Genomic DNA, 21359 nt, shown 5'->3' on the forward strand with positions numbered 1-21359 from the left:
GGGGGGCGCCGGGCGGGGCGCCGCGGGGGGGGGGCGGGGGGGGCCCCCCCCCCCCCGGGCCCGTCCGGGAGCAGCTGTCAGTCCTTCTTGCGGCCGCCGTCCGGGTCGGCGTCCCCGTCGTGCAGCTCGTCCTCGCGGCGCTTGAGGTCGTCCTCCCAGCGCTTGAGCATGTCCTCGTGGTCCTTGTTGCTCTTGCCGAGCGAGGCGAGGAACTCGGGGTCGTCGTCCGGGGCCACGAACCGGCTCCGGGCGGCCGCGCCGCGCTTGGGGCGGCCCGCCGCGAACCAGCCGACGGCGCCGAAGAGCGGGAAGAACAGGATCACGAACACCCACGCGAGCTTGGGGATGCCGCGCACGTCCTGCTCCTCGGTGCCCAGGCAGTCGATGAACGCGTAGACCACGATCGCGAAGATCACCAGGAATGGCGCGAGCCGCAGCATCGAAACAGAGCTCCTCTGGGGCTGAGCAGTACTACCGGGCAGGACGACCGGGCAAAGCTTGCGCGGGCGGGGCCTGCGCGGAGAGTCCTCCCAGCCTAACCGCCCCCATGGCCGTGCACCGGTGTCACATGCCCTGCACCTTCCCGGACGCCGACAGTTCGTAGACCAGCGTGATCTCACGCCGCTCACCCGGCGCAAGGGTCAACTCGTACCGCACGATCCCCTCGGCGTCGGCTCCCGCCGCCGGCGCCGGGTCGCACTCCTCGGGGCGCAGCCGCACCTCGACCGCGGACACCTCGGAGACCGGGATGCGCTCGCGCAGCACCACGGGCACCGCGGGGCCCTCGCCGGCCAGGTGCGACACGAAGACCTTCACGGTGCGCACGGTGACCGAGCGTCCGGTGAGGGCCTTGGTGGACTTGCGCTCCGAGGTGTGCCGGACCACGCGGAAGGTGTCCTCGCTGCCGAACGGCAGCCGGACCTCCTCGCCCTGGCCGGCGAACTTGAGCCGGCCGCGGCCCACGAACCCGCTGGACCGGACCAGGTCGACCGGCCCCGCCAGCAGCACGTGCCCGGCCTCGTTGGGGACGTGCACGACCTTGGTGACCAGCGGCGACAGCTCGGGCGTGGCGGCGTTCTCGGTGCGCGCGGCGGCCGTGAAGGAGGTCAGGTGCACGCGGTGCGGGCGGCCGTCCGACGGCACCGTCACCGGGGTCGGCGCGGCGAGCACCCGCACTTCGCCGCCGTCGTCGACGCCGGGCAGGTCGGCCGCGTTGTCGGCGACCGCGCCGACCTTGCCGATCTCCTCCTCGCGGATGTCGACCTCGACGGTCTTCTTCTCCTCGTCGCTCTTGTCGCGCAGCGCCAGCTCGTCGTCCACCAGCGAGGGCGGTGCGGCGGCGAGGGTGGGCCGGGCGGTGGACAGCGCCAGGCGTACGCCGGTCCAGTCCTCGCCGGTGCGCTGCCACACCATCGCGTCCGCGGCGAGCGTGAGGGACGCGCCGTCTGCGGCCAGCACCGCGCGGTACGCGGGCCGCCACAGCGCGCACGGCACCAGGTGCACGACGGTCAGCTGCACCGGGCCGGGCTTCTGCGCCTCGACGACCACCTCGATCACCGCGGAAAGGCCCTCCGGCGGCTCCTCGCTCGCGGCCAGCGCGGCGCGCGCCTCGGACAGCCGGGCGGTGGCGCGCTCCTGCTCGCGGTCGATGCGGTAGAGCTCCTCGTGGCGCTCTTCCGCGGCGGCGTCGACCGCCTCCAGGCGGCCTGCCCAGTCCACGGTGTCGAAGCGCACCGCCGACGAGTCGCCTTCGATGCCGGCGAACTCGCCGAGCGCCCGCAGCAGTTCCTCGCGCGCCTGGCGTACGACGGCGAACGCCGCATCGGCGCGCTGCCGGCGCCGGGCGAGCTCGCCCAGCTCCTGCTCGAGGTCGAAGACCAGGGTGCGCAGCTTGGAGGCGTCCTCGGCGGGGGTGGGCGGTGCGACGACCGCGGCGCGCACCACGCGGGCGTCGACCACGGTCACGCCGAGGTCGCCTACGCCGGACACGTCCACGGCGTCGGCGCGCAGCGAGCGGTCCACCGCCAGCGCGGTGACCGGGCCGATGCGCAGCCGCTGCACGCCCGCGGCCACCTCGACCGTGCCGGAGCGCTCGACCTGGGCCCGGTCCTCCAGGCAGGTGACCGACGTGATGGGGAGGGCGAGCGGCGCCTTCTCGGCGGCCTCGCCGCGTTCGCTCGGCCCGCCGGGTGCGCCGGGTCGGATCGTCGTCTCGGTCACGGTCATGCCCTCCGGTTTCCGCCGACGACGGCCTTGCCCGCGGGGATGCGGATCTCGTAGCGGCCCACCAGGGTGCGGGTGGAGTTGGCGGGCAGCCGCAGCCGCCATACGCGGGCGCCGCGCACCAGGCGGCCGTCGCGCAGTTCGTCGTCCACGGCCCAGGCGGGTTCGGCGGCGTGCTCGTCGATCCGGACGTCCTTCTCGTCGCTGACCGGCACGCGTTCGAGCACCTCCACGGCGATCTCGCGGGACAGGTGGTTCGCGAGGTCGATCTCGACGCGGTGGTCGAGCACCGTGGTGCGGTTGCCGAGGCCTGCGGTCGACTCGCGCATGTGGGTGCGCCGGGCGACCTGGACGCTCTCCACCACGCCGACGCCCACCCGCTGGCGTTCGCCCGGGGCGAGGGTCGGCAGCGGCACGGTGGTGAGGAACTCGCCGCCCACGCTGACGTCCGCGGGCCCGGCGAGCAGCGCGTGCGGCGACGCGTTGGTCACGTGCACGGTGCCGAACACCGACTCGTCGATCGAGGGCACGCACACGAACTGCGGTTCCAGGCCCACCTCGACGGTGCATACGGGAACGGTGTGCCAGGCGCCGTCCGCCTCGACGTCGGCCGGTGCGGCGACCTCGAACCGGTAGTCGTACGAGCCGGCCGAGGTGCGCACCAGCACCGCATGCGCGGGCAGCGGCAGGTAGGACACCGACGCGGCCCGGCGCCGGTACTCCTCGGCGGCCAGGTCCGCGCCGCCCGACGCGCGCAACTTGCCGCGCCCGGCGGGCTCGTCGGGGCCGGCCAGGACCAGGCCCGCGTAGTCGAGCAGGTCCGCGCCGGGCGTCGGCGGGCCCAGGTCGGGCTCCGGCGCGAAGCCGGCGGACAGTTCGGCGAGCGGCGGCGCGCCGCCGTAGGCCATGGTGTCCGCTGCCTCGGCCCGGGCTGCGGCGCCGGGGGCGGCCCGGCGGCGGGCCATGCGCGGTGCCGGGGCCGCTTGCGCGGGCGGCGGGGGCGGTGCGCCGCCGGGCTGCGGCATGGCGGATCCGGGGGCGATGGGCATCGGCGGCATCGCCATCATCGGAGCGGGCGGCGGGATGGGGCTGCGCTGCTCGTCCTGCCAGTACGCGCCGTCCGGCGGCCCGCCGGGGCCTCCGAAGGCCGGGACCGCCGCGAACGTGCCGGTCCGGTAGAGGTCTTCGCTGTCCGCGGCGCCGGCCGCGAGCGCGACCCCCGAGTAGCGGGGCGGGCGCTTGGCCGCGGCGGTGTCGTACCCGCCGAACAACTCGTCGAGGCCGACCGGGGGTTCGCGCCATCCGGACGGGGCGGGGGCGGCCTGGCGGCGGCCGATGCGCAGGGACCGCAGCTCGGGCAGGTCGGTACGCCGGTCGAGGTCGGCCGTCGACAGTGCGAGGCGCACCGCGGACCAGTCCTCGCCGGTGCGCTGGGCGACGGCGGCGCGCATCACCAGCGTGCCGGAGGTCATCGCGGTGTCGAGCCGCAGCTGGTACATCGGCACCCAGCAGGCGCCCGGCACCTGGTACTCCAGGTCCACGACCACGTCGGCGGCGTCCTGGACGGCGTCGGGCAGGTCGAGGGTGAGGACGGCGGCGCCGGTGGTGCGGCTCTGCTCGGTGCGCAGTGCGCCGGACGCCTCCTGGAGCCGGTGCGCGGCGACCTGGGCTTCGTGGTCGGCTCGGCGGCATTCCTCGTCGAGCGCCTGCAGGCGCCCGTGCAGCACGTCGAGCCGGTCGGCGACGAAGGCGGCGAGGGCGAGGACCGGTTCGACCGCGGCGGGCCGCGGGTACGGGTCCTCGCGGCGCGGCTTGGCGGGCACCGCGCGCAGGGCGGCGACCGTGTCGATGTCCGCGGCGAGCCGCTTGCGCCGCGCGGTGAGCTTCGCGGCGGCCTCGAAGGCCTCGTCGCGGATCCGCCGCAGCCGGGGCAGGTCCGCGGCCTCGACCACGACCGCCTCGATCCGCGGCCGCACGTCGGCGACCCGCAGCCCGGCCGGCCCGGACACGATGCTGCCGCGCAGCGACGGCGCCGAGGCGGACAGCGGCACGTCCCCCACCCGGATCCGCAGCTCGCCGCGATGCCCGGCAGGCAGCACGAACCGCGCCCGCCGCGTGCACACGGCCCCGCGCGCATAGACGACGACCGCATCGAGAACGGACTCCAGCGCCCGCCCCGACACGTCCGATTCGACCGCGACGACCATGTACGTCCTCCCCGAGGTGTGGCGGTGGCAACCAACGTAGAGGAGTCCGGAGGCCCCCGCTGCTTTCCCACGCAGCCCCGCCTCCCGCCTTGCGCGGAGTGCTCGCCGCGCGGCCGGGTGATGCCGCCGCGGTTCGGGGAGCGGGTGTGACCGATACTGGGTCGCATGGCATACGGGACCTTGCGCGCTTTCCTCAAGGCTTTGGAGAAGGAGGGCGACCTGCGGCGCATCCGCGTCGAGGTGGACCCGTACCTGGAGGTCGGCGAGATCACCGACCGGGTCAACAAGGCCGGCGGGCCCGCGCTGCTGTTCGAGAACGTGCGCGGCAGCTCGATGCCGCTGGCGATGAACGTGTTCGGCACCGACCGGCGGATGCTCAAGGCGCTCGGCCTCAAGTCGTACGCGGAGATCTCCGACAAGATCGGCGGACTGCTCAAGCCCGAGCTGCCGCAGGGCTTCTCCGGGCTGCGCGAGGCGTTCGGCAAGCTCGGGTCGGTGGCGCACATCCCGCCCAAGAAGGTGACCGCCGCGCCGTGCCAGGAGGTCGTGCTCAAGGGCGGCGACGTCGACCTCGGTGCGATCCCCGCACTGCACACCTGGCCCGAGGACGGCGGCTCGTTCTACAACCTGGGCCTGACGCACACCAAGGACCCGGACACCGGCGTGCGGAACCTGGGCCTGTACCGGCTGCAGCGGCACGACGACCGCACGATCGGCATGCACTGGCAGATCCACAAGGACTCGCGCAACCACTACCAGGTGGCCGCGCGGCGCGGTGAGCGGCTGCCGGTGGCGATCGCGTTCGGCTGCCCGCCCGCGGTGACGTACGCGGCGACCGCGCCGCTGCCCGGCGACATCGACGAGTACCTGTTCGCCGGCTTCGTGCAGGGCAAGCGGGTGGAGATGGTCGACTGCAAGACCGTCCCGCTGCAGGTGCCGGCCGAGGCCGAGGTGGTGCTTGAGGGCTGGCTGGAGCCCGGCGAGATGCGCGACGAGGGCCCGTTCGGCGACCACACCGGCTTCTATACGCCGATGGAGCCGTTCCCGGCGCTGACCATCGACTGCGTGACGATGCGCAAGGACCCGGTGCTGCAGTCGATCGTGGTGGGCCGGCCGCCGACCGAGGACGGGCCGCTGGGCAAGGCCACCGAGCGGTTCTTCCTGCCGCTCCTCAAGATCATCGTGCCGGACATCGTGGACTACGACCTCCCCGAGGCCGGCGGCTTCCACAACTGTGCGATCGTCTCGATCGACAAGAAGTACCCGAAGCACGCGCAGAAGGTGATGCACGCCATCTGGGGTGCGCACATGATGTCGCTGACCAAGTTGATCGTGGTCGTCGACTCGGACTGCGACGTGCACGACTACCACGAGGTCGCGTGGCGGGCGTTCGGCAACGTCGACTACGCGCGCGACCTCAGCATCGTGGAGGGCCCGGTCGACCACCTCGACCACGCGTCGTACCAGCAGTTCTGGGGCGGCAAGGCGGGCATCGACGCGACCCGCAAGCTGCCCGAGGAGGGCTACACGCGCGACGGCGGATGGCCCGAGATGGTGGCCTCGGACCCGGCCACGGCCGCACGGGTGACGCAGCGTTGGAAGGAATACGGGCTGTGAGTTCGGCTGCCGCTTTCCCCACCCCGTCGGACGACAGCTCTGCCGACAGCAGAGTCCGGTCGTTCCTGCGGCTGGTGATGATCGAGCACTCGGTCTTCGCGCTGCCGTTCGCGTACATCGCGGCGCTGACCGCGATGTTCGAGGTGAACGGGCATCTGCACTACTGGGAGCTGTTCCTGGTCACCGTCGCGATGGTGGGCCTGCGGACGTTTGCGATGGCGTGCAACCGCATCATCGACCGGGAGATCGACGCCCGGAACCCGCGGACCGCGACGCGCGAGCTGGTGACCGGCAAGGTGTCGGTGCGCACCGCGTGGACCGGTGCGCTGGTCGCGCTGTTCTTCTACCTGGTCGCGGCGGCGCTGCTGAACCCGCTGTGCTTCGCGCTCGCGCCGCTGGCCGTCGTGCCGATGGTGGTCTATCCGTACGGCAAGCGGTTCACGAACGTGCCGCACGCGATCCTGGGCTTCGCGCAGGCGATCGGGCCGATCGGCGCGTGGATCGCGGTGACCGGCGAGTGGTCGTGGGACGCGGTGGTGCTGGGCCTCGCGGTGGGCACCTGGATCGGCGGCTTCGACCTGATCTTCGGCTGCCAGGACGTGGCCGCGGACCGCGCCGAGGGCGTGAAGAGCGTGCCGGCCCGCTGGGGCATCGCGAACGCGCTGTACGCCTCGCGCATCACGCACGTGGTCACCACGGTGCTGTTCATCTGGTTCGGGGTGCTGACCGGGGCCGGGTTCTTCTGGTGGCTGGGTCTGCTGATCGTGGCCGCGGCGTTCGTCTACGAGCACTCGCTGGTCAAGCCGGACGACCTGTCCAAGCTGAACCGGGCGTTCTTCACCACGAACGGCTTCATCGGCATCGCGCTGTTCGTGTGCGCGCTGCTCGACCTGGTGGTCCGCGGCCTGCGGCCCTGACCCTGCGTTCCGCACGACGGCCCGCCTCCGGAGCTCCGGGGGCGGGCCGTTCGCGTTTCCAGGCAGACCAGGCAGACCGGGCAGACCAGGCAGACCGGGCGGGTCAGGCGGGTCAGGCGGCTGCGCCGGCGCCCGGGCCGTCGTCCCCGTCCTCGTAGTCGTCGTAGTCGCCGTCCCCGAAGCCCCCGCCGAAGAAGTCCTCCATGATCGCCTTCATGTCGACGGTCTGCTCCTTCGGCGGGGCCTTGACGGTGCTGTCCCCGTCGAGGGCCGAATAGCGGGTGTCGATCGACGTGTCGACCTTGCCGTCGTTGTCGTCGTCGGAGGTGAAGCGGACCGGCAGCGGGGTGCCGCGGGTGGGGATGTACATGGTCTCCACCCAGCTTTCGCCGTCCTCGTCGTAGCTGCGGATCAGCGGGATGACGTCGATGCCGTCGATGCGCACGGCGTCGCCGACGGAGAGCTTGACGTCGTCTTCGTCCGCGTATTCGTAGTCGTCGGGCATGTCGCTGCCACCGATGAACGAGCTGCCCAGCAGCCAGTCGAAGGAGCCGACGCTGAGGCCGGACTCGCCGGCCTTGGACTTGAGGTACTTGCCCTCGGTGAGCTTGCCGAATTCGAGGAACGACTCGCTGCCTTCGTCGTCGTCCGCGTCGTAGTCGGGCGCCTTCTTGGCGGTCTCGTAGAGCGTCGCGTACGTGCCGTCCTCGAACTTGGTGTACTCGGTCCCGGCGATCGTGAGGACGTGGATGTCGCTGCGGTCCAGCGTGAGGGACGCCTCGCTGTCCCCGGAGGCCGTGACCCGGGTCGAACCGGAGACCGGGACGCCGTACATGTGCCCCTTGAACTCGGTGCGCACGCCGCGGGTCTCGCTGTCCGCCTTGGCGACCCGCTTCATGAGGTCTTCCGCGGATATGCCGGTGTTGGCGTCGCCGGTGTTGCCGACCGGGGACCGGGCGGCCTGGCGGGCGTCGGCGGCCCAGCCGTTCGCGGCGCCGCCGCATGCGGTGGCCAGGAAGGCGAGCGGCAGCAGGGCGATCGCGGCGGGCCGCAGCCGGCCGCTGCGTATGCCGGTTCTCGGCGCAGACGGGGACGGCGACGACGACGGGGACGACGGCGCGGGCGAGGAGGACGGGGCGGGCTGGGCGGGCAAGGACGTCCTCCGGGGAACAGGGCGGGTCGGATGGTTCGGGGCGTTCACAGCAGGCCGAGGTCCTTGAGTTCCTCGGACAGCGGGCGGGGCCCGGCGGCTGCTGCGCGCGGGGTGCCGCCGGACGGCCGGGCTGGCGCGTCCGGGCGGCGGCGGAAGAGGTAGGCGGCGGCGACGCCGCCCGCGAAGCCGCCGAGGTGGGCCTGCCACGACACGCCGGACGCGGTCGGCAGCGCGCCCCACAGCATGGACCAGCCGAAGATCGCGGTGAGCACGAAGGCGAGCAGGACGTCCCGGATGCGCCGGTCGAAGAAGCCGCGCACCAGGAGGTAGCCGAAGTAGCCGAACACCAGGCCGCTGGCGCCCACGGTGATCGAGCCGGACGGCGAGGCCAGCCAGATCCCCAGCCCGCCGACCACCATGATCACCAGGCTGACCCAGGCGAACCGGCCTGCGCCGCGGGTGGCGGCCAGGAAGCCGAGCACGGCCAGGCCGAGGGTGTTGGCGATCAGGTGCGGGAAGCCGGTGTGCAGGAACTGCGCGGTGAACAGGTCCGGCCACAGCTCGCCCGTATCGCGCGGGGTGATGCCGTGCTGCAGGAGCGAATCGCCGGTGGCCAGGTTCCAGAACTGCAGGGCCCACATGACGGCGAGCAGTGCCGCGATCGTGGCGAAGGCGGTCGTCAGGCCCCGGAACGGGACCGGGGACGGAAGCGGTGACACCGCGGCCTCCAAGCGGGGGGAGGGGACCGCCCCCCCGGCGGCCCCGTGCCCCCCAGTCCAGCGGTCCGGGTGGTTTCCGGTCAACAGCCGATCGGCCGCGGGCTGCTTTGCTGTTCCGTTTTGCCGGGGTTTGCTCGGGCGTGTGCCAGGGGGTGGCGGGCGGGCCCGGGCTGGGGTTGGGAGAATGGCGCCATGCATGCACAGCGCCGACCGTGGATCGTCGGAGTGTCCGGTGCCTCCGGCACCCCGTACGCGGCGGCGGTGATCCGCGGCCTGCTCGACGCGGGCGAGGACGTCGACCTGGTGGTGAGCCGCGCCGCGCGGCTGACCATCCTGGACGAGACGGGCATCGGATTCCGCGATGCGCACTGGCGCGAGGACCTCGCCGCGTGGCTCGGGATGAGCGCCGGCGGCGGCGCCGCGGCCGGTTTCGCGGCGGACGCACTCGACCGGGTGGCCTATTGGGCGGCGGGCGATCTGGCGGCCGGCCCGTCGAGCGGTTCGTACCCGGCGAAGGGCATGGCGGTGGTGCCGGCCAGCACGGCGTCGGTGGCGGGCATCGCGCTGGGGCTGTCGAAGGACCTGCTGCAGCGCACCGCCGACGTGACGCTCAAGGAGCGCCGCCCGCTGGTGGTGGTGCCGCGCGAGACGCCGCTGACCGGGACGACGCTGCGGCACCTGGTCCGGCTGGACGACGCGGGCGCGGTGGTGCTGCCGGCCTCCCCGGCGTTCTATGCCGGGGCGCAGGACGTGCAGCGGCTGGTGGACTTCGTGGCCGGGAAGGTGCTGGACGTGCTCGGCGTGCCGCACACGCTCTACCGGCGCTGGTCGGGCGAGCTGGGCGGGGCCCGGCGGGCCGCGGCGGCGGAGGCGGCGGAGGGCGCGGCGTGCGCGTGACCGCGGCCGGCCCCCGGTGCCTGCACCCGTCCGGGTGCTCGTCGCACGCGTCCCGGAGCCTGCCTGGGAACCCGTCCCGGAATCTGCCGCGGAACCGGCCCCGGAGCCGGCCCCGGAACCAGCAAAGGCCCCCACGGAGGCGGGAGCCTGTGGTGGTCGTACGTGTCGCCGCGGTCCCGGGCGGGGGACCGGGCCGGCCGGATCAGCGGCCGGTGGCGCGGGCGACGAACTTCTTGACGCGGGTGAGCGTCGGACGCGGTCCGACCGGGCGCGAGCGCTCGGCCATCTCGTGCAGCTCCTGGATGTGCGCGCGGGCCATCTCAAGGGTGTACATCGCGGGTTTCACTCCTATGTATCAGCCTCGTGGGCTGAATGTTGTATCCACTTCGGAGGCTCGTGACCTCCGATGCCTTAGATTCTAAGGGATTGCCGGACAACTGTCCACTGAATTGCAGGACGATCGAGGAGACTGACATGGATGCGGTGGACCGCAAGCTCATCCAGGCGCTGCGGGTCAACGGCCGCGCCTCGTACGCGGAGCTGGGCCGCCTGGTCGGCCTGTCCGGGCCGAGCGTGACGGACCGCATCAACCGCCTCGAGCAGGCCGGGGTCATCACCGGCTACCGCGCGACGGTCGACCCGGTGACGCTCGGCCTCGGGGTGACCGCGCTGATCGGCCTCCAGCTGTCCGATGCGGCCGACCACGAGGACGTCAGCCGGCGGCTGCGGGACGTCGAGGAGATCGAGGACTGCTGGTTCATCTCCGGCGACGACTCGTTCATGCTCAAGGTCCGGGTGCCGGACGTGGCGGGCCTGGAGCACGTGATCCGGCGGCTGTCCGGCACGCGCGGCGTGGCCCGGACCCGCACCACGGTGGTGCTCTCCACGAAGTGGGAGTACCGCGCCGCCGATTTGCCGGGCGAGGCGGAGGCGTAGGCTCGTCCGCACGGTTCGTCCGGTTCCGACGGTTGGCCACGGCAAGGAGTAAGTGAGCGATGGACTCGGGTCTGCGCAAGGAGATCGAGGACAAGGTCCTCTCCGGCGAGCGGTTGAGCCGCGAGGACGGCATCGCGCTGTACGCGAGCGACGACCTGGCCTGGCTGGGCGGTCTGGCGCACCACGTGCGGACGCAGAAGAACGGCGATCTCGTCCACTTCAACGTCAACCGGCACCTGAACATGACGAACGTGTGCCAGGCGTCGTGCGCGTACTGCTCGTTCCAGCGCAAGCCGGGCGAGAAGGACGCGTACACGATGCGCATCGAGGACGCCGTGCGGCTGGCCAAGGAGATGGAGCCGGACGGCATCACCGAACTGCACATCGTCAACGGCCTGCACCCCACGCTGCCGTGGCGGTACTACCCGCGCTCGCTCAGCGAGCTGAAGAAGGTCCTGCCGAACGTCTCGCTCAAGGCGTTCACCGCGACCGAGATCCAGCACTTCGAGACCATCTCGGGCCTGTCCGCCTCGCAGATCCTCGACGAGCTGATGGAGGCCGGCCTGGAGTCGCTGACCGGCGGCGGTGCGGAGATCTTCGACTGGGAGGTCCGGCAGCACATCGTCGACCACGACACCCACTGGGAGGACTGGTCGCGGATCCACCGCCTGGCGCACTCCAAGGGCATGAAGACCCCGGCCACCATGCTCTACGGCCACATCGAGGAGCCCCGGCACCGCGTCGACCACGTCCTGCGCCTGCGTGAACTGCAGGACGAGACGGGCGGCTTCCAGGTCTTCATCCCGCTGCGCTACCAGCACGACTTCCACGACAGCCGGGACGGCATCGTCCGCAACCGGCTGCAGGCCCGCACCCAGATGGCCACCGGCGCGGAGGCGCTGAAGGTGTTCGCGGTGTCGCGCCTGCTGTTCGACAACGTCCCGCACGTGAAGTGCTTCTGGGTCATGCACGGCCTGTCCACCGCGCAGCTCGCGCTGAACCACGGAGCGGACGACCTGGACGGCTCGGTGGTCGAGTACAAGATCACGCACGATGCGGACGGCTTCGGCACGCCCAACAAGATGACGCGCGACGACCTGCTCGAACTGATCCGCGACGCGGGCTTCCGCCCGGTGGAGCGGAACACCCGGTACGAGATCGTCCGCGAATACGAGGGCCCGCAGCCGGGCCGCCGCGACACCCCCCAGCCGATGAAGTTCTGATCCGGCAGCGCTTTCCCTGTGCCCCCGGCCCGCGCCGGGGGCACAGGCGTTTCACGCTTGCGCTTCACGCTTGCGCTTCACGCTTGCGCTTCACGCTTGCGCTTCACTCCTGGGCTTCACTCCTGGGCTTCACCCCCGGGCTTTATTCCTCCGTGTCACTCCTGCGTGCGGAACCCTCCCGCCACCGCCGCCCGTTGTGGCCGCAGGGGACCCACCCCCTTTGCCTCCACCAGACCTCGCCTTCCACCGCCCGTTGCCCGTGCCCGAAGGCCCTCTCCCGCGGGACCTTTGCCGGATCCGGAGCGGCGTGTCCCCCGATAGCTTGTGAATGCATTCACAAGACCCGCTCCGGCCACCCGCCGGCGCGGCACCGGAAGGGGATTCCGCCGCCATGGCCGCCACCGCCCAGCGAACCGAGGCAGTCGCCGACATCACGTGGGAGGCCGCCGGCGTCGCCCCGCGCAACGCCCCGACTGCCGCCCCCGATCCGTCCCACGCGACCACGCCGTTCGCCCGCCGCGCGCTCGCCGCGCTGCGGATCCTCCTCGGCTGGATGTTCCTGTGGCCGTTCCTCGACAAGCTGTTCGGCCTCGGCTTCAGCACCGAATCGGCGAAGGCCGTGGTGAACGGCGGCTCGCCGACCGAGGGCTTCCTCAAGTTCGGTACGCAGGGCCCCTTTGCCCACATGTTCGACTCGGTGGCCGGCGCCTGGTGGCTCGACGCGGTCTTCATGCTCGGCCTGCTCGGCATCGGCGTCGCGCTGATCGCCGGCATCGGCCTCCGCATCGCGGCGGTCTCCTGCACGCTGATGATGCTCTTCATGTACCTGGTCACCCTGCAGCCGGCCACCAACCCGATCGTGGACAGCCACTGGCTCATGGCGATCGCCGCGATCGTGGCGGCCGCCACCTACGCCGGCAACACCTGGGGCCTGGGCCGCCGGTGGGGCTCGACCGCCCTGGTCCGCCGGTACGCCTGGCTCCGCTGACCCCGCACCGCCACCTCTGAGCAGTCGCCCCCCGGGCAGCCACCCTGCGGCAGCACCGCTTGGAGGTCACTCCCCTGGGGCGCTTGGGCAGCCATCCTCCGGCGGCACCAGCTGGCGCCACCCCGCCGCGGCCCCCAGCTTGCGGCCCCACTGCGCCCCCGCGGCCCCGCCGCCCCTCGTCCCGGCCCGGCCGGACCCTCCGGCACGGCGGTCCCGCCGGGCCGCGGCATGAGCGCGCCCCGCCGAGTGCTCTACTGGATGCCGGGCAGTGCGGCCCGCCGCCGTGCCGCCGAGCAGTGTCCGCCGACCGGCCGAAGGAACCGAACGTGTCCACCACGAACTCCGCCCCCCAGTCCGAGTCCCCGTCCGAGTTCCCGTCCGCGTCCGCGCCCGACCGCCTCGGTCCCGCCGAGCCCGCGGCCGCCCCCGCCGGAGCCTCCACCGGTCACCCCGCGCTGCGCTACACCCTCCTGCGCTTCGGCCTGTTCGCCGTCGTCGGCGCGGTCGTATGGCTGGTCTTCGTGCTGCTCGACGTGGCCGGCAGCGGCGGCGCGTTCGTGGCCATCGCCGGCATCTCGCTCGCGATCTCCGGCCTGATCAGCTACTTCGCCCTGAACGGCCAGCGCGACGCGATGTCCGCCGCGCTCGTCGAGCGCGTCGAGCGCGCCAAGGCCCGCATCGACGAGGGCGCCGCCGCCGAGGACCGGGCCGTCGAACTGGGCAACTCGCCCCGCACCGCCGAGCCTTCCTGACCCCCCGAGCGCGCCGAGCGCGCCCGAGCACCGCGGCCCCGCGACTCCCCCGACCCGCGGTCACCCCCCGACCCCGCCCCGCCCGCCGTCACCATCCGGAATGACTGCTGCGTACGGCGGGGTTGTGACATGTGCATGAACCACCCACCGTGAGCGATCCGTCCGTTCCGGTAATGGTTTTGTCGTTTTACTGATGGACTGCTTACACTCCACCTCATGTTCGGCACAGGCGACACGTATGCGACGCGCACGGCGGTGGGTTTCCCGCTCGTGGCGCGTCTGCACGTCGACCTGGGCCGATGCGCCACCGCACTGTGTTGCGGCGCCGGCGTCAGCTGACCGGTACGCGAACCACGCACCACCGCGCGTACCGCTTCGGCACGCCGCCTCCGACCGCTTCGCGGGCTTGCCGGACCACCGAGCACGACTCGGACTCCGGGCCCCGCACCTGACCGGTGGATGAGCGCAGTCCCGTTCCCCACATGCCACATCAGGCCTTGAAGCGGTCGCTTCCTCCGTCCCGCATGCCACGGTGCCCGGCACATCCGGCCGGCCGCTTCAGGAGCTCCCCTTGTCTGAAACCACTGCTGTGCGCAGGAAATCCCTGCCCAAGGTCCCCTTCTGGGCCCAGACCTTCATCGGCCTCGGCCTCGGTATCGTTCTCGGCTTCATCGCCAAGAACGGCAACGTCGAATGGCTCACGACGACGCTGACCGAGGTCGGCTCGATGTTCGTGCGCCTGCTCAAGCTCGCCGTCCCGCCGCTGGTCTTCACCGCCATCCTCGTCTCGGTGGCGAACCTGCGGAACGTCAACAACGCCGCCGGCCTCGCGCTCCGCACGCTCGGCTGGTTCCTGATCACCTCGCTGATCGCGGTCGGCGTCGGCCTCACGCTGGGCCTGCTGACCGACCCGGGCCAGGGGGTCGACAAGGCCGACCTGCCCAAGCCGGAAAAGGGCACCACCAACGGCGACTGGCTCGACTTCCTCACCGGCATCGTGCCGACCAACATCGTGGACGCGTTCGCCAAGCCGAACGTCCTGCAGATCGTGTTCCTCGCGGTCGTCCTCGGTGCGGCCATCCTGTCGGTCGGCAAGAAGGCCGAACCGCTCATCAACGGCGCCGAGATCGTCCTCGAGGTCGTCCAGAAGGCGCTGTGGTGGGTCATCCGCCTCACCCCGATCGGCACCGCCGGCCTCATCGGCTCCAAGGTGGCGACCTACGGCTGGGACTCGCTCAAGCCGCTGAGCACGTTCGCCATCGACATCTACGTCGGTTGCGCCATCATCCTGTTCGGCGTCTACCCGCTGCTGCTCGCCACGGTCGGCCGCGTCAACCCGGTGAAGTTCTTCCAGGGCGCCTGGCCCGCGATCCAGCTGGGCTTCGTGTCCCGCTCCTCGGTCGGCACCATGCCGGTCACGCAGCGCTCGGTCATCGGCCTGGGTGTCCCGAAGGACTACGCGTCGTTCGCGGTGCCGTTCGGCGCCACCACCAAGATGGACGGCTGCGCCGCGATCTACCCGTCGATCGCCGCGATCTTCGTCGCCCAGTACTACGGGATCGACCTGGGACCGAAGGAGTACTTCCTCATCGTCCTGGTCTCGGTCATCGGCTCCGCGGCCACCGCGGGTCTGACCGGCGCGATCGTGATGCTCACCCTCACCCTCGACACCGTCAACCTCCCGCTGGCCGGCGTCGCCCTGCTCCTCGCCATCGACCCGATCCTCGACATGATCCGCACCGCGACCAACGTCGCCGGCCAGGCGGTCGTCCCGGTCCTGGTCTCGGCCCGCGAGAAGACGCTCGACCTGGAGAAGTACAACAACCCGAAGAGCATCGACGCCGCGGACGACGACGCGTCCGACGCCGATGACACCACCAAGAACGTGCCTGCCCAGACCGACCGTCGGGAGCCGGTCAGCGTCTGAGCAAGCACACAGCAAGCGGCCCCGTTCCCCTCCGTGTCGTGGGGGACCGGGGCCGCTTCATTGTTCGGCCGCGCGGCTTAGTCGACGGGGTCCGGATCTTCGAGGACGGCCAGGGCGCCCAGCACGACGAAGGGCAGGACAAGCGCGGCCCAGACGATGACTCCGAAGGCGACGAACGGTCCACCGATACCGGAATCGATGTAAGCGGCCGTCGTCACTCGGTACGCCCACCCCACCGGAATGCCGACTGCCGCCGCGCCGACCATGACGAACCACAAGCGGCCGTCGAACCATCCCCGAAGGGCGAGAATCAAGATCGCGACGGAGGCACCGACGAACAGGGCCGTCCCCGCCAGTCCGAGTATGGCATCAGTGGCGCCTGCCACCAGTGGCTCGAAGACATACCTGCGGGGCAGGTCGTAGGCGGCTGCCGCCGGATCGTCCTGAACACCGACCTTCCACGCCACGGCTATCGGCAGAAGCAGCGACCACGCGAGAACCGACAGGCCTGGCCCGAAGCGTCGTGTCCTCCGCCAAGGGTCGATCTGGTGCACCGGTGTGTTGTGCGTCTGGCTCATAGGAGCAGCCTGTCGGCCCGGCCCATCGAAGCCCTGAGCACGAGTACTCAATTCGCTTTGCAGCCTGGAGGGGTGTTGCGGGCGCTTCATGCGGTGACTGAGGCTCTTGCCCCCGCCCGCCGAAGAACGTGCCCGCCCTGACCGGGTCGCCGTCGGCAGTGCACCGCGATCTCGATCACCCCATCGCCTTCCGCTTTGACGACGATGGGCGTGTTGTGGGTCGGAGTTGCTGTGACGCGCGGTGTCCCCGCGCGTTCCGTACAAACTGAGTAGCAGCGCTCAGGTGAACGGATGGCGTTGTCGGCACGCTTGGCGGCATGCCCACACCGCAGCCGTACCCGACTACGCCGCCGTCGGGCGCGCCCGCGCCGCTGACCCGGGCTCAGTTGGCGGCGATGCCTCCACCGTCACCGCGTTTGCCGCGGCATCCACCGCCGTCATGGGCGCCCCCGGTCGACGCCCATCAGATGGCGGACGACCTCTCGCCGAACGCCTGGTGGTACCTGCCCGGCCTCCTGATGACGCAGGTGACCCTGCCTGCACTCTTCCTACTGGCGTGCGACTCGCTATCGGTCGGTTTCGGCAGCGAGCCGCATTTCCGACAGCCCATCCTCGTCTGCGGTTTGGTGGCGTTCGCCGGAACCATCGAGCTTGTGGTCGTCTTCGTCCTCCGCATCCGCGCGAAGCGACGGGTCACGGTCGCGTGCCACGGGTGGTGAGCAGACCCTCCCTTACGCTGCGAGTGACTTTGCCGCAGCAACGTGCCTGCCCAGACCGACCGTCGGGAGCCGGTCAGCGTCTGAGCAAGCACACAGCAAGCGGCCCCGTTCCCCCTCCGTGTCGTGGGGGAGCGGGGCCGCTTCAGATCCGGATGAGGGAGCGTACGTGCTCGACTACACCCAGGCCCGCGCCATCGTCGAGGCTCACTTGATCGACGAGTTCGGTCCGCGGGAAGGCAACCCGTTCGTGATCCACCGGGTCGTCCCGCACCGCTGCGGCTGGGAGTTCATGTTCCAGCCGTTGAAGTGGCTGGAGGGCACCAGCACGCACGTGCTCAGGGGCGCTGCGGTCGGCGTCGGCCACTGCACCGTCACGCGCCACGATGCAAGCATCGAGCACACCGGTGTCGACTGGGACTTCCTCGCATGGCATCGCGCCTACGATGCCGCCACGGGTGAAGAACCGTCATGGGGCCGCGACTGCGGCTGCTGACGTACCGGGCGACTCACCTGCCGCCCGGACGCTTCGCATGCGTGATTTCTGCCGCGACAGTGACGGGTCACCCACCCTCTGTGCGGAGCGCCGGACCGACGGTTGGAAGTGCGTGGACAATCGGCTGCGCGGCCGATACCGTCCCGGTTGCCTTGAGGCGTCGCGGCGCCGGATGACATGCGCGGCGGGGGTTTCTGCGCATGCCCGGGCGGGACACCGGCTCTCGGCACGCGCCCACCGACGGGCGTCCGATTCCACCGGTCCGCACTTCGTCCGAGACCGGGACAGCCAGCCGACTTTCTGGGGGGACCTGTGAGTTACCAGCAGCCTATGAACCACCAGCAGCAGCCCATGAACTACCCGCAGCCGGGATACCAGCAGCCGATGGGCTACGGGGCGCCGGTCATCGGCAAGACCCGCAGCCCCTGGGGCACTTGGGGCCTCATGCTGGCCACCCTCGGCATCTACGGCCTGGTCTGGTACTACAAGATCAACCGCGAGATCCGGGACTTCGCCCGCGTCGAGGTCTCCCCGGGCGTGGCGGTCCTGGCCATGTTCCCCGGCGGCTACATCATCGTCCCGCCGTTCATCTCGCTGGCCAACACCGCGGGGCGCGTACGGCAGGCGCAGGCCGTCGGCGGCCGGCAGCAGGACTGCGGCGGGGGCATGGTCATCCTGCTCGCGATCCTCATGGCCACCCACATGCCGTACATCCAGCGCCGCCTGAACGACGTCTGGGCGATGTACGGCGGCGGCCAGCACCACTGATCCCCGTACCAAACTGATCCACGTACCAGTCGAGAAGCGGGCCGCTGAACCGGCGGCCCGCTTTTTGTCGGCCCCCTCCGGTTCCGCACCGGGTGATCGGCCCTCGAGCCGGCCGTTTCTGCACGGCCGACTGTCTTGTTCCCGTCAGGTGGTACGGCGATACTGCTCCGGACCTTAGAACGTGTTCTATCCACGATGCGGGTGGGGGCCGAGCAGATGCGGTCGATCGGCACGGAACGGGTGAGACCGGCAGGGCGCGCGGGCGGCCGGAGCCGGAGGCGGAGCGTGCGGCGCGTCGCGGTGCTGGCGGCGGTCGGGATCCTGGCGGCGGCCGGCTGCAGCCGCAGCGGGGACGACCGGCGCCCCGAGCGCTACGGGCAGGTCGCCGCCTCCGCGGCGCCCGCCCCCGCGGCCACGCCGACCACCGGGGCGCCGTCGCCCTCGGCCGGCGTCTCCTCGTCCACGAGCCCTGCCCCGTCCGGCAGTTCCTCCTCGGCGCCGCCGTCCGGCGACGTACCGGCGGGCGAGGCGTTCTTCGACGCGCCCACCCCGCTGCCCGGCGCCAACCCCGGCGACGTGGTGCGGCAGCGCCCGGTCGAGGCGAATTCCGAGGCCATCCAGGGCGCCGGCAAGGAACTCCTGGTCATGTACCGGACCACCGGACCGGACGGTCAGCCGGTGGCCGCCACAGGCACCGTCGCGCTGCCGAACGGCCCGGCGCCCGAAGGCGGCTGGCCGGTCATCGCCTGGGACCACGGCACCACCGGCATCGGGGCCAAGTGCGCGCCGTCGCGCGGGTTCGGGCCGTACCGGCAGGGCGCCGGCGAGATGCTCGCCGAGTTCGTGAAGCGCGGCTATGCGGTCGTGCAGCCGGACTACGTCGGCATGGGCGTCAACGGCGTCAAGCACCCGTACCTGAACGGGAAGTCCGCGGCGTACGCGACGTTCGACCTGGTGCGCGCGGCCCGCTCGATCGATCCGGGCGTCGGCAAGACCTGGTACGTCGCCGGCCACTCGCAGGGCGGCCACGCCGCGCTGTGGAGCGCGACCTACGCCGCCGAGTACGCCTCCGAACTCGACCTCAAGGGCGCCGTCGCGGTCGCGCCCGGCAACGCGTTCCAGCTGATGCCGGGCCTGGTCGCGAAGCGCGACGCCACCGCCGAGCCGTACATCGGCATCTTCCTGCTGCTGGTCAACGGCGCCTCCGCGGTGGACCCGTCGGTCAAGCCGGAGGACATCCTCGCGCCGGCCGGGCTGACCGCAGCCGAGGCGGCGTGGACCGGGTGCGCCGGCGAACAGGAGGCCGCGCTGCCGCCTATCGCGGACATCCTGAAGGCCGACGCCGACCTCGGCCCGATCACCGCGGTACTGGAGGCCAGCGCGCCGGAGAAAGCCAAGCCGGCCGTGCCGGTCTTCATGCTGCAGGGCGGACAGGACCCGCTCGCGGCCTTGAACCTGCCGATGGCGCAGTCGCTGTGCGCGGGCGGTGCGCAGATCGAGTACCGGCCGTACCCCGAACTCGCGCACGACCCCACCGAAGTGTCGGTGGCCGGCCTGGACATCGTCGCGTGGGTGGAAGCCCGGCAGGCCGGAACGGCACCGGAGAACGTCTGCACCTTCGCGTCCTGACGCGCCGCGCCCCGCGACGCGACACAACGTGGCCCTCGGCCCCGACTACGGGGACCGAGGGCCACTTGTCGTCGATCACGTCGATCACGTCGTTCAGGGATCGGATCGATCGGTGGTCGTGATCAGGCCGATCTTCCCGAGGTCCCACGCACGTTCAGCGCGCCGTACGCCGCTGCCGCAGCACCGCCCCCGCGATCCCCGCGCCCGCCAGCCCCACGAGGCTGATCACCACCACGGTCCACGAGTACGTCACCAGCGAGTCGGTGAAGACGTCGAACACCGCACCGGTCGCGTCCGAACCCAGGGTCGAGCTCTTGGTGGCCTCGTCGACCACCGGCGAGCGCGCCAGGTTGGCCGCGATCAGCAGGACGCCGGACGCCACCAGCGTGCCCATCGCGGCGAGCGCGAGCGCGCGCAGCCGGTGCACCGCGACCGCGACGCCGACCACGAGCAGCGCGATGGCCAGCGCGGGCAGCATCCAGCCCGCGTCGTCGATGCCCTTCAACGAGTCCTGCACGGCGGCTTGTTCGGGGATGTCGGCGAGCGACACCGGGATCTCGCGGGGCACCAGGGTGCGGTCGACCTTGACGCCGGCCTTGTTCAATTCCGCGAACAGCGGTTCAAGCGGCGTCTGGACCTTGATGGTCAGGTTGTCGCCCTGCACGTCGGTGACCGCGGAGTCCTTGCCGAGCAGGGTGGACACCACGATGTCGTGCGCGGTCGCGGCGCCCTGCCTCCAGGCCTGCCGGAACTCCTCGGTCTCCATCAACTGGCCGACCGCGGTGTCGACCATGCTCCGGGTCTCGGCCGGCAGCCGGGTCTTGACCAGGATCTCGTTGGAGATGCGGCTCCGGATCTCGTCGCGGATCGCCGGCTTCTCGATCAACTGGGCCGCGTTGTCGGCGAACCCGGACTCCGAGATCAGCTCTTCCTTCAGCCACGACGCGGTGATCGCGGGGATGGTCAGCAGCACGGTGAGCAGCAGGCACAGGAACGCCACGACACCGCGCAGCACTCCGTACTGCGGACGCCCGCCCGGCGCCCGCGTGCCGCGGCCCCCGCCCTGGCCACCCGACCCACCCGGTCCACCCGGTCCACCCGGTCCACCGGGCCCGCCCGCGCGTACCGGTCCCGGGACCCCGCCCGGCGCCGCGCCGTACTGCGGCTGCGGCGGGTAGCCCGAGTCGGACGAAGCCGGTGCGCCGGCCGGGGAGTACGCCGGTGCCGGGGGCGCCGCGGACCCGGACGGGCCGTACGGCGATCCCGAAGGCGTGCTGCCGCTGCCATAGCCGCCGTACGCCTGGGTCGGCGCCTCGTACACGCCCGGCCCCGAACCGCCGCCCTGCCCGCCCTGCTGCCCGGCCGGCCCGGGCCAGCCCGGCTGCGCCGGCGGCTGCTGCGGAGGCGGCGGGCTGCCGGGCGGCCGGTACCCCGAGCCGTGGTCGGGACCGGAGCCGCTCCGGGGTGTTCCGCCGTCGCCCGGATAGGACGTGGGACCGGGGTGCATGGAGGCCTCCGTCGGTGATCCGGGCTGGTCCCGGGTGCGTACGTCGGTGCAGCGGGTGCGGCGCCGCAAGCCGCGGTGCCGCACCTCGGCGCCGCAAGTCGCGGCG

Annotated in this window: 20 protein-coding genes; 12 read left to right on the plus strand and 8 right to left on the minus strand. The window is 71.9% G+C overall.

All coding sequences use genetic code 11. The annotated features are described in order from the left end of the window. Positions 1 to 77 precede the first annotated feature (77 nt). The 3 genes from LZ495_RS20180 to LZ495_RS20190 all read right to left on the minus strand — a co-directional run bounded on the left by LZ495_RS20180 (position 78) and on the right by LZ495_RS20190 (position 4430). A complete protein-coding gene (locus LZ495_RS20180; RefSeq protein WP_235053833.1) occupies positions 78 to 440 on the minus strand; it encodes a PLD nuclease N-terminal domain-containing protein in 363 nt (120 codons plus the stop codon). Positions 441 to 564: 124 nt separating this feature from the next. Continuing rightward, on the minus strand, positions 565 to 2226 hold the full coding sequence (locus tag LZ495_RS20185; RefSeq protein WP_235053835.1) for a DUF4139 domain-containing protein: 1662 nt from the start codon (positions 2224 to 2226) through the stop codon (positions 565 to 567). Continuing rightward, positions 2223 to 4430, minus strand: a complete 2208-nt coding sequence (locus tag LZ495_RS20190) for a DUF4139 domain-containing protein (protein WP_235053836.1) — start codon at positions 4428 to 4430, stop codon at positions 2223 to 2225. Before LZ495_RS20190 ends, LZ495_RS20185 begins: the two co-directional genes overlap by 4 nt. Before the next feature lie 165 nt (positions 4431 to 4595). On the opposite strand from LZ495_RS20190, the gene LZ495_RS20195 reads away from it, so the two are divergent. Both LZ495_RS20195 and mqnP read left to right on the plus strand, forming a co-directional pair. After that, a complete protein-coding gene (locus LZ495_RS20195) occupies positions 4596 to 6047 on the plus strand; it encodes a menaquinone biosynthesis decarboxylase (RefSeq protein WP_235053837.1) in 1452 nt (483 codons plus the stop codon). After that, positions 6044 to 6964 (plus strand): menaquinone biosynthesis prenyltransferase MqnP, encoded by a 921-nt coding sequence (mqnP, locus tag LZ495_RS20200; protein ID WP_235053839.1) that lies wholly within the window; start codon positions 6044 to 6046, stop codon positions 6962 to 6964. The genes LZ495_RS20195 and mqnP overlap by 4 nt, the downstream gene beginning before the upstream one ends. A 112-nt stretch (positions 6965 to 7076) precedes the next feature. Here mqnP and LZ495_RS20205 read toward each other — a convergent pair whose 3' ends face one another. Next, positions 7077 to 8117, minus strand: a complete 1041-nt coding sequence (locus tag LZ495_RS20205; RefSeq protein WP_235053840.1) for a hypothetical protein — start codon at positions 8115 to 8117, stop codon at positions 7077 to 7079. Between the two features lie 44 nt (positions 8118 to 8161). After that, positions 8162 to 8836: a rhomboid family intramembrane serine protease gene (locus LZ495_RS20210; RefSeq protein WP_235053841.1), complete on the minus strand. Its 675-nt coding sequence runs from the start codon at positions 8834 to 8836 to the stop codon at positions 8162 to 8164. A gap of 192 nt (positions 8837 to 9028) precedes the next feature. Between LZ495_RS20210 and LZ495_RS20215 the strand changes: the two genes are divergently transcribed. Beyond that, positions 9029 to 9733, plus strand: coding sequence for a UbiX family flavin prenyltransferase (locus LZ495_RS20215; RefSeq protein ID WP_235053842.1), 705 nt, complete (start codon positions 9029 to 9031; stop codon positions 9731 to 9733). A gap of 202 nt (positions 9734 to 9935) precedes the next feature. Here the strand turns inward: LZ495_RS20215 and LZ495_RS44110 are convergent, their stop codons facing one another. Next, positions 9936 to 10067 (minus strand): hypothetical protein, encoded by a 132-nt coding sequence (locus LZ495_RS44110; RefSeq protein ID WP_268823073.1) that lies wholly within the window; start codon positions 10065 to 10067, stop codon positions 9936 to 9938. Positions 10068 to 10207: 140 nt separating this feature from the next. Between LZ495_RS44110 and LZ495_RS20220 the strand changes: the two genes are divergently transcribed. From LZ495_RS20220 to LZ495_RS20240, 5 genes are all read left to right on the plus strand, one after another. Next, positions 10208 to 10669, plus strand: coding sequence for an Lrp/AsnC family transcriptional regulator (locus tag LZ495_RS20220; protein WP_235053843.1), 462 nt, complete (start codon positions 10208 to 10210; stop codon positions 10667 to 10669). 59 nt (positions 10670 to 10728) lie between these two features. Then, complete coding sequence (gene mqnE / locus LZ495_RS20225; RefSeq protein ID WP_235053844.1) at positions 10729 to 11892, plus strand: aminofutalosine synthase MqnE; 1164 nt, start codon at positions 10729 to 10731, stop codon at positions 11890 to 11892. Between the two features lie 391 nt (positions 11893 to 12283). Beyond that, a complete protein-coding gene (locus LZ495_RS20230; protein WP_235053846.1) occupies positions 12284 to 12880 on the plus strand; it encodes a DoxX family membrane protein in 597 nt (198 codons plus the stop codon). A 326-nt stretch (positions 12881 to 13206) separates the two neighbouring features. Next, positions 13207 to 13632 (plus strand): DUF4229 domain-containing protein, encoded by a 426-nt coding sequence (locus LZ495_RS44930; protein WP_235053848.1) that lies wholly within the window; start codon positions 13207 to 13209, stop codon positions 13630 to 13632. A 571-nt stretch (positions 13633 to 14203) separates the two neighbouring features. Beyond that, a complete protein-coding gene (locus tag LZ495_RS20240; RefSeq protein ID WP_235053850.1) occupies positions 14204 to 15559 on the plus strand; it encodes a dicarboxylate/amino acid:cation symporter in 1356 nt (451 codons plus the stop codon). A gap of 77 nt (positions 15560 to 15636) precedes the next feature. Here LZ495_RS20240 and LZ495_RS20245 read toward each other — a convergent pair whose 3' ends face one another. After that, positions 15637 to 16137 carry a hypothetical protein gene (locus LZ495_RS20245; RefSeq protein WP_235053851.1) on the minus strand — a complete coding sequence of 167 codons (501 nt, stop codon included), beginning with the start codon at positions 16135 to 16137 and terminating at the stop codon, positions 15637 to 15639. 467 nt (positions 16138 to 16604) lie between these two features. Between LZ495_RS20245 and LZ495_RS20250 the strand changes: the two genes are divergently transcribed. From LZ495_RS20250 to LZ495_RS44935, 4 genes are all read left to right on the plus strand, one after another. Beyond that, positions 16605 to 16856, plus strand: a complete 252-nt coding sequence (locus LZ495_RS20250) for a hypothetical protein (protein ID WP_235053852.1) — start codon at positions 16605 to 16607, stop codon at positions 16854 to 16856. A 166-nt stretch (positions 16857 to 17022) separates the two neighbouring features. Next, complete coding sequence (locus LZ495_RS20255) at positions 17023 to 17349, plus strand: hypothetical protein (RefSeq protein ID WP_235053854.1); 327 nt, start codon at positions 17023 to 17025, stop codon at positions 17347 to 17349. A 330-nt stretch (positions 17350 to 17679) separates the two neighbouring features. Continuing rightward, positions 17680 to 18117: a DUF4234 domain-containing protein gene (locus tag LZ495_RS20260; RefSeq protein WP_235053856.1), complete on the plus strand. Its 438-nt coding sequence runs from the start codon at positions 17680 to 17682 to the stop codon at positions 18115 to 18117. Between the two features lie 285 nt (positions 18118 to 18402). Next, complete coding sequence (locus tag LZ495_RS44935) at positions 18403 to 19746, plus strand: lipase family protein (protein ID WP_235053858.1); 1344 nt, start codon at positions 18403 to 18405, stop codon at positions 19744 to 19746. Positions 19747 to 19900: 154 nt separating this feature from the next. Here the strand turns inward: LZ495_RS44935 and LZ495_RS20270 are convergent, their stop codons facing one another. Continuing rightward, complete coding sequence (locus LZ495_RS20270; protein ID WP_235053859.1) at positions 19901 to 21253, minus strand: hypothetical protein; 1353 nt, start codon at positions 21251 to 21253, stop codon at positions 19901 to 19903. Positions 21254 to 21359: the final 106 nt, after the last annotated feature.

The organism is Yinghuangia soli, assembly GCF_021502675.1.
GTDB classification, from domain to species: Bacteria; Actinomycetota; Actinomycetes; order Streptomycetales; family Streptomycetaceae; genus Yinghuangia; species Yinghuangia soli.

Excerpts from the sequence above, each read along its gene's own strand:
- LZ495_RS20180 (WP_235053833.1), bottom strand. The coding sequence starts at position 440 with ATGCTGCGGCTCGCGCCATTCCTGGTGATCTTCGCGATCGTGGTCTAC.
- LZ495_RS20185 (WP_235053835.1), bottom strand. The coding sequence starts at position 2,226 with ATGACCGTGACCGAGACGACGATCCGACCCGGCGCACCCGGCGGGCCG.
- LZ495_RS20190 (WP_235053836.1), bottom strand. The coding sequence starts at position 4,430 with ATGGTCGTCGCGGTCGAATCGGACGTGTCGGGGCGGGCGCTGGAGTCC.
- LZ495_RS20195 (WP_235053837.1), top strand. The coding sequence starts at position 4,596 with ATGGCATACGGGACCTTGCGCGCTTTCCTCAAGGCTTTGGAGAAGGAG.
- LZ495_RS20215 (WP_235053842.1), top strand. The coding sequence starts at position 9,029 with ATGCATGCACAGCGCCGACCGTGGATCGTCGGAGTGTCCGGTGCCTCC.
- LZ495_RS44110 (WP_268823073.1), bottom strand. The coding sequence starts at position 10,067 with ATGTACACCCTTGAGATGGCCCGCGCGCACATCCAGGAGCTGCACGAG.
- LZ495_RS20220 (WP_235053843.1), top strand. The coding sequence starts at position 10,208 with ATGGATGCGGTGGACCGCAAGCTCATCCAGGCGCTGCGGGTCAACGGC.
- mqnE (WP_235053844.1), top strand. The coding sequence starts at position 10,729 with ATGGACTCGGGTCTGCGCAAGGAGATCGAGGACAAGGTCCTCTCCGGC.
- LZ495_RS20230 (WP_235053846.1), top strand. The coding sequence starts at position 12,284 with ATGGCCGCCACCGCCCAGCGAACCGAGGCAGTCGCCGACATCACGTGG.
- LZ495_RS20245 (WP_235053851.1), bottom strand. The coding sequence starts at position 16,137 with ATGAGCCAGACGCACAACACACCGGTGCACCAGATCGACCCTTGGCGG.
- LZ495_RS20250 (WP_235053852.1), top strand. The coding sequence starts at position 16,605 with ATGGCGGACGACCTCTCGCCGAACGCCTGGTGGTACCTGCCCGGCCTC.
- LZ495_RS20260 (WP_235053856.1), top strand. The coding sequence starts at position 17,680 with ATGAACCACCAGCAGCAGCCCATGAACTACCCGCAGCCGGGATACCAG.
- LZ495_RS20270 (WP_235053859.1), bottom strand. The coding sequence starts at position 21,253 with ATGCACCCCGGTCCCACGTCCTATCCGGGCGACGGCGGAACACCCCGG.